Here is a 13,516-nt window from a genome sequence, read left to right as displayed (position 1 = left end):
ACCGGTCGCGCGACGCGACGCCGGGCGGGCGCGACGAGATGCGGGACGCGCAGGAACAGGGCCGGATCTGCGGCCTGGCGGTACGCGGCCAACGCGACCTCCAGGCGTCGGCCGCGGCGCACCCCGAACTGTTTCCCGCCGACCCGTTCGACACCATGTTGTTCGCCAACATCTCGCTGGCCATCGCCTTCGGCGCCCCGTGGTGCACCGCCGGGCAACTGCGCGCCGCGAACCGGACCGTGCTGTGGGGCTTCGCCCTCGACTGGCTGATCGACCACCGGGCGCGCTCCCGCGACGAGGTCGACGGCCTCGTCGCGCGCTGCCTCGCGGTGGCCGCCGGCGAGCCGCCCGCCGCCGACGACCACCTCGGCGACTACCTGGCCGCGCTCCAGGGTGAGCTGGCGACGTCCGACGCCTTCGCGGCGCACCGTCCGCTGTGGCGGAACCGGGTGGACGCGACGGTGCGGGCGATGGCCCGCGAGTGGGAGTGGAAGGCGGCCTGGCGGCCCGGGGACCGGTCGTCCCTGCCGAGTCTCGACGCGTACCTGGACAACGCCGACAACCACGCCTGCACGATCGTCAACGTCGCGCACTGGCTCTACACCGGCGACGAGGCCACCCTCGCCCGGCTGGACGAGCTGGTCGCGGTCAGCGACCAGGTGCAGCGCGCCCTGCGCCTCGTCAACGACCTCGGCACCTACGAGCGGGACGTGCGCTGGGGCGACCTGAACGCGTTGCTGCTGGTCGAGGACCGCGCCGAGGTGGAGCAGCGGCTCGCCGAGCTGGTGGACACCTGCCACCGGATGCTGGACCCGCTCCGGGAGACCTGCCCGCGCGAGGCGGACTACCTGGCCCGGCAGGTCGGCTTCAGCAGCGGCTTCTACCAGCTGGCCGACTTCTGGGGCATGTCGTGACGGCGGCCCCGGTCGCCGTCCGGGACTCGGGGGGCGCCGCGCTCGCCGTCGCCGGCCGTGAACTGGTGGCGGCGATGCTGGCCGCCCCCGACGGCACGGTCTCGCCCTCGGTCTACGAGACCGGTCGGCTGGTCAGCGACGCCCCCTGGCTGCCGGGGCACGCCGAGCGGCTGCGTCACCTGCTGGCCGCCCAGCGCGCCGACGGCGGGTGGGGGGCGCCGGGCGCGTACGGCCTGGTGCCGACCCTGAGCGCGGTGGAGGCGCTGCTGAGCGCCCTGCGCACGCCGGGGCGCGCCCGCCCACGGGAGGCGCACCGGCTCTCGACGGCCGTGGACCGGGGCGTCGCGGTGCTGCGGGACCGGCTGCTGGTCGCCGCCGAGCCCGTGCCGGACATGCCGGGCGTCGACCTGATCGTGCCCGCCCTGATCGACCGCGTCGACGCGCTCCTCGACGGCACGGCGGCACCCGGGCGGCCGGCGGCGCTGCCGATGCCGCACGGCATGACCCGGCACCGGGCCGAGGCGGTCGGGCGGCTCCTCGCCGCGGGCGGGCCCGTACCGGAGAAGCTGTGGCACGCCTTCGAGGTGCTCGACGAGCGGGCACGGGTGGGCCTGCCGGCCCGGCCCGTGTCCGGCGCCGTCGGGGCCTCGCCCGCAGCCACCGCGGCCTGGCTGGGCGATCCCGCCCGTCCCGGCGCGGACCGGAGCGCGCTGGAGTACCTGACCGGAGCCGTGGTGCGGGGCGGCGGGCCCGTGCCGTGCACGACACCCATCGCCGTGTTCGAGCGGGCCTGGGTGCTCAGCGGGCTGGCCCGGGTCGGCGCGGCGGCGGACGTCCCCGCCGAGCTGACCGGCAGCCTGGCCGCCGCGCTCGGACCGACGGGCGCGGCCACCTCGCCCGGCCTCCCGACGGACGCTGACACCACCGCCGTCACCCTCTTCGCGCTGGCCCGGCTCGGCCGCCCGATGGCGCCCGACAGCCTCCTGGCGTACGACACGGGCACGCACTTCTGCACCTGGCAGGGCGAGGACGGCTCGTCGGTCACCACGAACGCCCACGTCCTGGAGGCGCTCGGCTGGCATGCCCGGCACCGTCCGGGCCGCCCGTACGCCGACGTGGCGCGGCGGGTGGCCGGCTGGCTGGTGGACGGTCAGCTCGCCGACGGCAGCTGGACGGACCGCTGGCACGCCTCGCCCTACTACGCGACGGCCAGCGTCGCGGCGGGCCTCGCCGAGTACGCGCCCGACACCACCGGCGGCCGGCTCGACCGGGCGGCCGACTGGGTGCGCGACACCCAGCGCGACGACGGCTCGTGGGGGCTGTGGACGGGCACGCCGGAGGAGACCGCGTACGCCCTCCAGGTGCTGCTCGGCACGGGGCGACAGCCCCGGCCGGGCCTCGCCACCGCCGTGCGCCGCGCGCTCGCCTACCTCGACGAGCATCGCGACGAGGACGGCGACGGCGTTCCACTGTGGCATGACAAGGATCTCTACCACCCGGTGCTCATCGTGCGGGCCGCCGTGCTCGCGGCGCGGCACCTGGCGCGGCTGAGCGGCCACGCAGGACGGTGAGCCCCGCGACCCGGTGCCCCCGATGACGCACCGGTCATGATCAGCACTGCTTGAGTGATCGTCGGGACACTGCTACCGTGCGCCGGGTCGGTCGAAGCGCCATGCGGAAACCGCCGATCGGATGAATCAGACTCCCCGCCAGGGATGGTTTTAAATGGGTTCCCGCAGCTCCAATCTGCGCCGGAAAGTCGTGGCTCTGCTGGCCTCACTCGTTGCGCTGTGGGCGTTCGCCGCGTGGGTGACCCTCCGGGAGGGCGTCAGTCTCCTCTGGGTGCAGGTGCTCGACGCCCAGGTCGCCCAGCCGGGTGAGCCGCTGGTGCTCGAGTTGCAGGCGGAACGCCGGGCGTCCGCGGCGTACCTGGGCGGTTCGGGCGCGGCCGAGCGGGAGCAGCTCGACGCGCAGTGGCGGCGGACCGAGGGCGTCGCCGACGACTTCCGCAAGTCCGTCAGCAGCTGGCGGGTGGACCTGGCAGCCGACGAGAGCCAGCGGCAGATCGACACGGTCGTCAGCGGGCTGGACCGGCTCGCCGCCGTACGCGAGTCCATCCGCGACCGCCAGGTGGACCGCGCCGCCGCCACCCGGGAGTACACCGAACTCATCGACTCGGTGCTGCGGATGTACGGGTCGCTGGGCAACCTGGACGACGAACAGTTCACGCGGGAGACCGCGGCGCTGATCCAGCTCGTCCGGATCCGCGAACTCATGTCGCAGGAGGACGCCCTCGTCACCGGCGCCCTGGCCGCCGGCCGGATGACGCCCGAGGAGACCGCCGCCTTCGCCCGCGCCACCGGCGCCCAGCGCTACCTGGACAGCCAGGTCCGTACCGACCTGTCGAGCGGCGACCGGGCCCGTTACGAGGCACTCGTCGGCGGCGAGGCGTACACCGCGTTCCGGTCCCTGGAGGACCGCGTCGTGCAGGGACGGGCGGGCGGCGCGCCACCCGTGTCGGCGGCGGAGTGGCGCGCGGCGGCCGACGTGGTGGTCGGCGAGCAGCAGCGCTTCATCATCGAGGCCGGTGACGCGCTCGTCGAGCGGGCCGCGCCGATCGCCGTCGGCGTCGTCCTGCGGCTGGTGCTGGCCGCCGGTCTGGGCCTGCTCGCCGTCGTCGCCTCGATCGTCGTGTCGATCACCACCGCGCGGGCCCTGGTGCAGCAGTTGGAGCGGCTGCGCGAGGCCGCCATCCGGCTGGCCAACGAGCGGCTGCCCAGCGTCGTCGAGCGGCTCGGCCACGGCGAGGAGGTCGACATCGCCAAGGAGGCGCCTCCGCTCGAGTTCGGCGACGACGAGATCGGCCAGGTGGGCAAGGCGTTCAACGCCGTGCAGGAGACCGCCATCCGCACCGCCGTCGAGCAGGCCGACCTGCGCCGCAACGTACGCGAGGTCTTCCTCAGCCTGGCCCGGCGCACCCAGGCGCTGGTGCACCGCCAGCTCACCCTGCTCGACGCGATGGAGCGTCGCGAGCACGACGCCGAGGAACTGGAGGACCTGTTCCGGGTCGACCACCTCGCCACCCGGATGCGGCGCAACGCGGAGAACCTCATCGTGCTCTCCGGCTCCACCCCGGGCCGCGCCTGGCGGCGCAACGTGCCCATGGTCGACGTCGTCCGGGGCGCGGTCGCCGAGGTCGAGGACTACACCCGGGTCAACGTGCTGCCCCTCGGCGCGGTCTCGCTCACCGGCCGCGCGGTCGGCGACGTCATTCACCTGCTCGCCGAGCTGATCGAGAACGGGCTGTCGTTCTCCCCGCCGCACACCTCGGTCGAGGTGCGCGGGCAGCAGGTGGCCAACGGCTTCGCCATCGAGATCGAGGACCGTGGCCTGGGCATGAGCGAGGAGGACCTCGCCGCCGCGAACCACCGGATCGTCGACCAGTCCGAGCTGAACCTGGCCAACGCCTCCCGCCTCGGGCTCTACGTGGTCAGCCGGCTGACCGAGCGGCACGGCGTACGGGTGCAGCTCAAGGAGTCCGCGTACGGCGGCACCACCGCCGTCGTGCTGATCCCGGCCGAGCTGGTCACCGCCGCCGACGAGGACCCGAGCACCTCCGGCGGGTTCCCGGCCGGCCTGCCCGCCGGCGTCCCGGTGGCCGGCGCGTCCGGTCAGGCGCCGCCCGCCGCCGAGCCACCGCTCGCCACGGCGCCGGTGGCACTGGCCGAGCCGCTCGCGCCCCGCCCCCGCCCGGCGTCGGACGCCGACGCCCCCGCCACGGGGGACGCCGACGGTGGCGCCCTGCCGACCCGGTCGCGCGGCCGGAGCCTGCCGACGACGGGCCCGGCCCTCGACCCGCGGCTGCCCGTGCGCCCCCGTGGCGGCTCCGAGCAGTACGCCCTGGACGGCCCGACCTTCCCGACCGGCCTGCCCGTGGCCGCCCGGCCCGCGCCGGCGGAGGCGCCCGACACGACGGGGACCCCCGCACCGGAGGCGGCCACCGGCTCCACGACGACCGGCGGTCCGGCGCCGACGGCCCGCCAGGTGACGGCGCGTACCGACTCGGGCCTGCCGGTCCGGGTCCGGCAGGCCAGCATCGTGCCGGAGCTCCGCGACGATCCGGCCGCCGGCGGGGACGACGACGGGGACGACGACACGGCGCGCCCGCCGGAGCAGGTACGCCGGATGATGAGCTCCTACCAGACCGGCACCCGGCGGGGCCGTACCGACGCCGCCCGGCTGCTCGGTGGAGCGGGCGACAGCCGAACCGAGGCCGGCGAGGAACCCGACGCCGGCAACGACCTGCAAGCGACCTGACCGGTGCCGTCGCGGTGCGGGGGATCCCCGCACCGCAGCGGTCAGCCGAGACGAGCACGGCGACAACAGCCGGGGGAGAAGAGGACGACGAGTGGCGCAGAAGACGGCTTCGAGTGCCGACCTGACGTGGTTGCTGGATGATCTGGTCGGCCGGGTGAAGCAGGCCGACCACGCGGTCGCGCTCTCTACGGACGGCCTGTTGATGGCCGCCTCGCGAGGGCTGGGCCGGGACGACGCCGAGCACCTGGCGGCCATGGCGGCCGGCATCCAGAGCCTGGCCCGGGGCGCGGGCAAGCGCTTCGGCGGCGGGCAGGTGCAGCAGACCATCATCGAGATGCAGTCGTCGTTCCTGTTCGTCACGGCGGCCGGGCGCAACGCCTGCCTGGCCGTCCTCGCCAGCGAGGACGCCGACGTCGGCCTGATCGCCTACGAGATGGCGATGCTGGTCACCCGCGTCGGCAAGTACGTGGCGTCGCCTTCGCGGACCGGCGAGCAGCAGACCGGCGAGAAGTAGCCGCGATGACGGTGCAGGGGGAGTCCTCGGAGCACCAGTGGGTCGACGACCATGCCGGCCCGGTCGTGCGCCCGTACGCGATGACGCGCGGCCGGGCCCGGCCGGTCACCGGCACGTTCGACCTGATCTCCCTGGTGACGGCGACCCGTGCGGACGTGATCCCGGAGATCGGACTGGGCCCGGAGCACCTGGCGATAGTCGGGCTCTGCCAGCGGATCCAGTCCGTCGCCGAGATCGCCGCCCACCTGGACCTGCCGGTGGGCACCATCCGGGTCCTGCTCGGTGACCTGGCGGCCCGCAGCCTGGTGCAGGTACGTGAGCCGCACACCACAGCCGGCCTTCCCGACAACAGCGTTTTCGAGGCGGTAATCAATGGACTACGGGCACTCTGAGCGGCCGGCGGGAGCGACGCCACTGCCCACCGCGATCAAGATCCTCGTCGCGGGTGGCTTCGGCGTGGGCAAGACCACCATGGTCGGTGCGGTCAGCGAGACGCGTCCGCTGCGTACGGAGGAGGTGTTGACCGAGTCCGGCGTCGGCATCGACGACCTCTCCGGGGTGGAGAGCAAGACGACCACCACCGTGGCGATGGACTTCGGCCGCATCACCATCAGCGACGACCTGGTGCTCTACCTCTTCGGCACCCCTGGCCAGGACCGGTTCTGGTTCGTCTGGGACGAGCTGGCGCTCGGCGCGCTCGGCGCGGTGGTGCTGGCCGACACCCGGCGGCTGGCCGACTGCTTCCCCTCGATCGACTACTTCGAGGGCAGGGGCACGCCGTTCGTGGTGGCGGTCAACTGCTTCGAGGGAAGCCGGCAGTACCGGCTCGACGAGGTGCAGGCGGCGCTCAACCTCGACCCGGGCGTGCCGGTGCTGCTCTGCGACGCGCGGCAGCGGGAGTCCAGCAAGGAGGTGCTCATCACGCTGATGGAGCACGCCATGAAGACCCGCGAGGCCCGCCGCCGCGCCGCCGCCACCGACTGACCGGCCCACCGTCACCACCGTGTAGCAGCCGCTACGGTGCCGCAGCCGCCGTCGCGCGGGTAGCGGCCGTTGGGGCTGCCCCGCGTCGCTGCCTGCTGCTCGCGTCGTTGCGGCTGCTCCGTGTCTGCTGCGTCGCTGTCCGCTGCGTCGCGTCCCTCGACGCGCAGACCGGATCTTGGCGAGAAACGGCCCCTATGGGGGCACGTCCGTACCAAGATCTCCGGACCTGCACGGGTGCAGCGCACCCGTGGGTTGGCAGCTCGCTTCCTTAGGTGCCCGTGCGCGTGGTGGCGGATTGGTCGCGGGGCCAAAGTGTCGCTGGGCTGGTGCCTACTCGAGCACGGAGCGCACGCACAGAGCAGAGAGCGCACAGAGCGCAGAGCACCCGCACGGAGCACACGTACGGAGTGCGGACCGCCAGGATCGACGGCGCGAGGTGCGCGCGACGGGGGCAGGGCCGATCGATTGACTTCGATCAGATGGGCTGCCTAGCATGGTGCTCGGAAAGCGCTTTCCGCCGTCCATCACCTGGCTGATCGCCGGTGCCGGTCCGCAACCCCGACGCGAACCAGTCCCCACTCGCGTCTGGTCCCGCGCGACCGCGCCCAGGCACCCGAACCCGCGCGACCGTGCCCCAGCATCCGAACGGCACGCGGCCCGTCGTGCGCCGGCTCCGGCGATCCGCCGTACGAGAAAGGCGGAACCTCATGCTCACGACCCTCAACCCGGACGGGCCGCCACGGCCCGGGCGTCGCCGACGGCTGCTCGCCGCCGTCGGCCTCGCCGCCGCACTGGTGGCACCGGCGTCACCGGCCAACGCCGCGCTCCCGACCACCCCGCCGGCTCCACCCGCCCCGACGGCCGCATCCGGCAACGCTCCGGCCGCAGCGGCATCCGGGACCGCCCCGCAGGCAGCGGCCGGCACCGCCTCGCGGACGGCGCCCGGCCCTGCTCCGGCTGCGGCGGCGGACGGGTTCGCCAGCGTCCACGCCCTCGGCCAGAACGGGACCACCGGTGGCGCCGGCGGGCCGGTCGTCACGGTCACCACCACCGCGCAGTTCCTCGACCACATCGCCCGCCCGGGGCCGTACGTCGTCCAGGTCGCCGGCACCATCACGCTGCCCGCCGGCGGCAACGACGGGATGTGGAACGTCGCCTCCGACAAGACGATCGTCGGTCTCGGCGACGACGCGACGCTCGCCGGCGGAGGGCTCAACATCGGCGTGCCCGTCGACGACGACGTGACCTCGCCCCCGGCGAACGCGGTGCACAACATCATCATCCGGAACCTGCACCTCACCGGCGCGACCGACGACCTGATCAACGTCCAGATGTTCTCGCACCACATCTGGATCGACCACAACGAGTTCTCCGACGGCGACGACGGCGCGGTCGACATCAAGCGCGGCTCGGACTTCGTCACGGTCTCCTGGAACCACTTCCACGACCACGACAAGACGCTGCTGCTCGGCCACGACGAGGACGCCGGCCCGCAGGACATCGGCCGGCTGCGGGTCACGTACCACCACAACTTCTTCGACCGCTCCGACCAGCGCAATCCACGGGTGCGCTTCTCCGCGCTCGCACACGTCTACAACAACCACTACAACGACAACAGCTACGGGGTGGCCTCCACGTACGACGCCGCCGTGCTGATGGAGAACAACTACTTCTACAGCGTGAACAATCCGGGCCGGGTCGACTTCAGCGGCGACCTCGGGCGCATCGTCGAGCGGGGCAACATCCTGGTCGCCTGCAACCACGCGATCGAGACCCGGGGCACGGTGCCGGACCCGCGCGGGTACTACCCGTACACCCTCGACCCGGCCGCGAGCGTGCCGACCATCGTCCCGGCGGGTGCCGGGCCCGGCAGGACCACGGCCCTCGCCGCGCCGGCCTCCGTCGCGCCGGTGCCGGCCGTCGCGGGCCCGGACGGCTTCGCCGCCGTGGCGGCCCTCGGCCAGAACGGCACCACCGGCGGCGCCGGCGGGCCGACGGTGACCGCGACCAACGCCGCGGACTTCCTGGAACACATCGACACGGTGGGCCCGCTGGTCATCCAGGTGACCGGGCGGATCGCGATCACCAGCAAGCAGGGGGTACGCCCCCACAAGACCATCGTCGGGGTCGGCAACGCCGAGATCACCGGCGGCGGGCTGGACTTCTACCGGTCGTACAACGTGATCGTCCGCAACATCAACTTCACGAACGCGGAGGACGACGCGGTCAACGTCGGCCAGAACTCGCACCACATCTGGATCGACCACAACCGCTTCTCCGGCGCGGTGGACGGCTCGGTCGACATCGTCCGGGGCGCTGACTACGTGACGGTGTCGTGGAACCACTTCGACCACGCCGACAAGTCCATGCTGATCGGCCACTCCGACGGCTCAGCCTCCACCGACGTGGGCCGGCTGAAGGTCAGCATCCACCACAACTTCTTCGACAACAGCCGCCAGCGGCACCCCCGGGTCCGCTTCGGCGAGCCGGTGCACGTCTACAACAACTACTTCCTCGGCAACGCCCTCTACGGCGTGGCGTCGACGGAGAACGCCGGCGTGCTGGTGGAGGGGAACTACTTCCGCGACGTGCCGCACCCGCTGTGGTCGGCGAGCGGCTACGCCGACAGCGGACCCGGCCGGGCGGTGCAGCGCCACAACGTGTACGTCGGCTCGGGCGCGCCGGAGACGAACGGCACGGTGGTCGAGCCGCGCACGTACTACCCGTACAGCCTCGACCCGGCGGCGGACGTGCCCGCCCTGGTCCTCGCGGGCGCCGGCACCGGCCGCATCTGAGCGGACACGCGAGGGGCCCCCTGCCGTCGTGGCAGGGAGCCCCTCGTCCGTGTCGTCAGTTGGCGATCATGCGACGCAGCACGTACTGCAGGATGCCGCCGTGCCGGTAGTAGTCCGCCTCGCCCGGGGTGTCGATCCGGACCACCGCGTCGAACTCGACGCCGGTGTCGGTGCTGACCTTGACCGTACGCGGGGTCTGGCCGTCGTTCAGCGCGGTGACCCCGGCGATGGAGAACGTCTCCGTGCCGGTGAGGCCGAGCGACTCGGCGGTCTCGCCGGCCGGGAACTGCAGCGGCAGCACGCCCATGCCGATCAGGTTCGAGCGGTGGATCCGCTCGTACGACTCGGCGATGACCGCCCTGACGCCGAGCAGCATGGTGCCCTTGGCCGCCCAGTCGCGCGACGAGCCGGAACCGTACTCCTTGCCGGCCAGCACGACCAGCGGGATGCCCGCCTCCTGGTAGGCCACCGAGGCGTCGTAGATCGAGGTCTGCTCGCCGGTCAGGTGGTTGACCGTGAAGCCGCCCTCGACGCCGGGGACCAGCTGGTTGCGTAGCCGGATGTTGGCGAAGGTGCCCCGGATCATCACCTCGTGGTTGCCCCGGCGCGAGCCGTACGAGTTGAACTCGTGCCGCGGCACGCCGTGCTCGGCGAGGTACGTCCCGGCGGGCGAGTCGGCCTTGATGGAACCGGCCGGCGAGATGTGGTCGGTGGTCACCGAGTCGCCCAGCTTGGCCAGCACCCGCGCCGGACCGATGTCGACGACCGCCTTCGGCTCCCGCTCCATGCCCTCGAAGTACGGGGGCTTGCGGACGTAGGTGGACTCGTCCGCCCAGGCGAACGTGTCGCCGGTCGGGGTGGGCAGCGACTGCCAGCGCTCGTCACCGGCGAAGACGTCCTCGTACGCGGCGCTGAAGCCGGTGGCGCCGATCGCCGAGGCGATGACGTCCTGGATCTCGGCGCTGTTGGGCCAGATGTCCCGAAGGAACACCGGGTTGCCCTCGCCGTCCTCGCCGATCGGCTCGTTGGCCAGGTCGATGTCCATCGTGCCGGCCAGCGCGTACGCGACCACCAGCGGCGGGGACGCCAGGTAGTTCATCTTGACGTCCGGGTTGATCCGGCCCTCGAAGTTGCGGTTGCCGGAGAGCACGGAGACGACGGCCAGGTCGGCCTCATTGACCGCGGCCGAGACCTCCTCCGGCAGCGGGCCGGAGTTGCCGATGCAGGTGGTGCAGCCGTAGCCCACCAGGTGGAAGCCGAGCTTCTCCAGGTAGGGCGTGAGGCCGGCCCGCTCGTAGTAGTCCATGACGACCTTGGAACCCGGGGCCAGGGTGGTCTTCACCCACGGCTTGCGGGTCAGGCCCTTGTCGACCGCGTTGCGGGCCAGCAGGGCCGCGCCGATCATCACCTGCGGGTTGGAGGTGTTGGTGCAGGAGGTGATGGCCGCGATCACCACGGCGCCGTGGTCCAGCTCGTACTCGACGCCGTCGGCGCCGGTGACCCGGGTCGGGTTGCTGGCCCGCCCGCCGGAGCCGACCGCCGCCGTCTCCAGGTCGCGTGGCGCGTCGGCCGGGTCGCTGACCCCGTTGGCCGGGGAGTCGCTGGCCGGGAAGGACTCGGCGCTCGCCTCGTCGGCGTGGCCCTGCACGCCGAACGGCTTCTCCAGCTGCGGCACGCCCGACTTGCGGCCACGGTCGCCGCCGGTCTCGTCGGCGGCCACGTAGTCGGTCAGCGCCGAGCGGAACAGGGTCTTGGCGTTGCCCAGCGGGACCCGGTCCTGCGGGCGCTTCGGGCCGGCCAGGGACGGCTCGATCGTGCCGAGGTCCAGCTCCAGGCGCTCCGAGTACTCCGGCTCGGCGTCCGGGTCGTGCCAGAGGCCCTGCTCCTTGGCGTACGCCTCGACGAGCGCGACCTGCGCGGCGTCGCGGCCGGTCAGCTCCAGGTAGCGGACGGTCTCGGCGTCGATCGGGAAGATCGCGACGGTGGAGCCGTACTCCGGGGACATGTTGCCGATGGTGGCCCGGTTGGCCAGCGGCACGGCGCTCACGCCCGGCCCGTAGAACTCGACGAACTTGCCCACCACGCCGTGCTTGCGCAGCATCTCGGTGATGGTGAGCACCAGGTCGGTGGCGGTGGTGCCGGCCGGCATCTCGCCGGAGAGCTTGAAGCCCACCACGCGCGGGATCAGCATGCTGACGGGCTGACCGAGCATCGCGGCCTCGGCCTCGATGCCGCCGACGCCCCAGCCGAGCACGCCCAGGCCGTTGACCATCGTGGTGTGCGAGTCGGTGCCGACGACCGTGTCCGGGTACGCCTGGCCGTTGCGCTCCATGATCGTACGGGCCAGGTACTCGATGTTGACCTGGTGCACGATGCCCGTGCCCGGGGGGACGACCTTGAACTCGTTGAACGCGGTCTGGCCCCAGCGCAGGAACTGGTAACGCTCCTTGTTGCGCTCGTACTCCAGCTCGACGTTGCGCTCGAAGGCGTCCTCGCGACCGAACAGGTCGGCGATGACGGAGTGGTCGATGACCAGCTCGGCCGGGGCGAGCGGGTTCACCTTAGTGGCGTCGCCGCCCAGGTCCCGTACCGCCTCGCGCATGGTGGCCAGGTCGACCACGCAGGGCACGCCGGTGAAGTCCTGCATGAGCACCCGCGCCGGGGTGAACTGGATCTCGACGCTCGGGTCGGCGTCGGATTCCCAGGCGCCGAGCTGCCGGATGTGGTCGGCGGTGATGTTCGCGCCGTCCTCGGTCCGGAGCAGGTTCTCCAGGAGGATCTTCAGGCTGTAGGGCAGCCGTTCGTGGCCGTCCACCTTGCTGATCTTGAAAATCTCGTAGCTCGCGTCTCCGACGCGTAGCTGGGTCTTCGCACCGAAGGTGTCGAGGCTCGCCACGTCGTACTCCTTCACACCAGCGACCGTGAGTAGTCCTGAGCAGTCTGTCGCACCGGTCGGGGTGCCGCCGTGGTTAGGGGACACTTACCGCCGATCTCGTCGTCAACAAAACCGTACGTCCGTCTTGCTAACTTCGCAACCTCGTGCCATCGTTCGGGACGAGGAGGTGCCACCATGATCCATCACGTCCAGCTCGCCTGCCCACGCGGCTCCGAAGAGGCGTCGCGGGCCTTCTACGTCGGGGTGCTCGGGATGGCCGAGAAGCCCAAACCGCCCGCCCTCGCGGCCCGTGGCGGCTGCTGGTTCACCGGGCACGGCGCGGAGCTGCACCTGGGCGTGGAGGACGACTTCCGGCCCGCCCGCAAGGCCCACCCCGGCCTGCTGTGGCCGGACCTGGACGCGCTCGCCGCCCGGTTGGTCGCCGCCGGGTACCCGGTGAGCTGGGGCGACGACGAACTGCCCGGGCTGCGCCGCTTCCACTCCCAGGACGCGCACGGCAACCGGCTGGAGTTCCTCGCCCCGATCGACTGACCACCGGCGAGTTGCTCGCCTCGGTCGGCTGCCCTGCCGGCGGATGCTGGAGGTTGCTCGCGTTGGCCGGCCGTCCTGCCGGCGGACGCGGAAGCTTGCTCGCCTCGGTCCGCTGCCCTACGCCTACCACGACCCGATCGACACCCTGCTTGCCGGCGGGCGCTGGAGGTTGCTCGCGTTGGTCGGCTGACCTGTCGGCGGACGCTGGACTTTGCTCGCCTTCGGTCGGCTGACTGTCGGCGGATGCTGGAGTTTCTCGCCTCGGTCTGTGCCCGCCTGGGGTGGGCAACGCGGGCTGGCCACCGCGGGTGCCCCCGGGCTCTGGCTGCGGCTCGGCCCCGGCTGCCGCCCTGGGCCTCGGCTTCGGCTCGGCCCGGCCTACCCGGCTACAGACGTTGGGTGAAGGTGAAGACGACAAGGGCCGGCCCCTTGTGGGGGTCGGCCCTTGTCGTTGGGGTGTTGCTGGGCGGCGCGTGTCGTTGGTGTGTGTCAGGCGGTGTAGCCGCGGGTGGCGATCCAGTCGGCGAGGTTGTCGACGCTCATGCGGTAGGAGGCCTGGTCGGGG

Annotated in this window: 9 protein-coding genes; 8 read left to right on the top strand and 1 reads right to left on the bottom strand. The window is 72.6% G+C overall.

The features are described from left to right. The first annotated feature begins 38 nt into the window (after positions 1-38). The 7 genes from ACLQ20_RS14335 (at position 39) to ACLQ20_RS14305 (ending at position 9,524) form a co-directional block, all read left to right on the top strand. Complete coding sequence (locus ACLQ20_RS14335; RefSeq protein WP_425856402.1) at positions 39-914, top strand: terpene synthase family protein; 876 nt, start codon at positions 39-41, stop codon at positions 912-914. Then, positions 911-2,485, top strand: coding sequence for a prenyltransferase (locus tag ACLQ20_RS14330; RefSeq protein WP_425855943.1), 1,575 nt, complete (start codon positions 911-913; stop codon positions 2,483-2,485). The genes ACLQ20_RS14335 and ACLQ20_RS14330 overlap by 4 nt, the downstream gene beginning before the upstream one ends. Before the next feature lie 154 nt (positions 2,486-2,639). Further along, positions 2,640-5,231, top strand: a complete 2,592-nt coding sequence (locus ACLQ20_RS14325) for a sensor histidine kinase (RefSeq protein ID WP_425855941.1) — start codon at positions 2,640-2,642, stop codon at positions 5,229-5,231. A 91-nt stretch (positions 5,232-5,322) separates the two neighbouring features. Next, positions 5,323-5,745, top strand: a complete 423-nt coding sequence (locus ACLQ20_RS14320) for a roadblock/LC7 domain-containing protein (RefSeq protein ID WP_091629996.1) — start codon at positions 5,323-5,325, stop codon at positions 5,743-5,745. A 5-nt stretch (positions 5,746-5,750) separates the two neighbouring features. Next, a complete protein-coding gene (locus ACLQ20_RS14315) occupies positions 5,751-6,137 on the top strand; it encodes a DUF742 domain-containing protein (RefSeq protein WP_358121927.1) in 387 nt (128 codons plus the stop codon). Continuing rightward, positions 6,118-6,729, top strand: a complete 612-nt coding sequence (locus tag ACLQ20_RS14310) for a GTP-binding protein (RefSeq protein WP_132240296.1) — start codon at positions 6,118-6,120, stop codon at positions 6,727-6,729. Before ACLQ20_RS14315 ends, ACLQ20_RS14310 begins: the two co-directional genes overlap by 20 nt. A 707-nt stretch (positions 6,730-7,436) precedes the next feature. Continuing rightward, entirely contained in the window at positions 7,437-9,524 is a 2,088-nt protein-coding gene (locus ACLQ20_RS14305; RefSeq protein ID WP_425855939.1) for a pectate lyase family protein, read from the top strand. Between the two features lie 55 nt (positions 9,525-9,579). On the opposite strand, the gene ACLQ20_RS14300 is transcribed toward ACLQ20_RS14305, so the two are convergent. Further along, positions 9,580-12,435, bottom strand: a complete 2,856-nt coding sequence (locus ACLQ20_RS14300) for an aconitate hydratase (RefSeq protein ID WP_358121923.1) — start codon at positions 12,433-12,435, stop codon at positions 9,580-9,582. Positions 12,436-12,594: 159 nt separating this feature from the next. On the opposite strand from ACLQ20_RS14300, the gene ACLQ20_RS14295 reads away from it, so the two are divergent. Beyond that, positions 12,595-12,951, top strand: coding sequence for a VOC family protein (locus ACLQ20_RS14295; protein WP_393168227.1), 357 nt, complete (start codon positions 12,595-12,597; stop codon positions 12,949-12,951). Positions 12,952-13,516 lie beyond the last annotated feature (565 nt).

The organism is Micromonospora sp. DT46 (genome assembly GCF_049841735.1).
GTDB classification, from domain to species: Bacteria; Actinomycetota; Actinomycetes; order Mycobacteriales; family Micromonosporaceae; genus Micromonospora; species Micromonospora reichwaldensis.
This window is presented reverse-complemented; position numbering and strand designations above follow the sequence as displayed.

What these genes read in the sequence shown, in the direction of transcription:
- ACLQ20_RS14335 (WP_425856402.1), top strand. Translation starts at nt 39, where the DNA reads ATGCGGGACGCGCAGGAACAGGGCCGGATCTGCGGCCTGGCGGTACGC.
- ACLQ20_RS14325 (WP_425855941.1), top strand. Translation starts at nt 2,640, where the DNA reads ATGGGTTCCCGCAGCTCCAATCTGCGCCGGAAAGTCGTGGCTCTGCTG.
- ACLQ20_RS14315 (WP_358121927.1), top strand. Translation starts at nt 5,751, where the DNA reads ATGACGGTGCAGGGGGAGTCCTCGGAGCACCAGTGGGTCGACGACCAT.
- ACLQ20_RS14310 (WP_132240296.1), top strand. Translation starts at nt 6,118, where the DNA reads ATGGACTACGGGCACTCTGAGCGGCCGGCGGGAGCGACGCCACTGCCC.
- ACLQ20_RS14305 (WP_425855939.1), top strand. Translation starts at nt 7,437, where the DNA reads ATGCTCACGACCCTCAACCCGGACGGGCCGCCACGGCCCGGGCGTCGC.
- ACLQ20_RS14295 (WP_393168227.1), top strand. Translation starts at nt 12,595, where the DNA reads ATGATCCATCACGTCCAGCTCGCCTGCCCACGCGGCTCCGAAGAGGCG.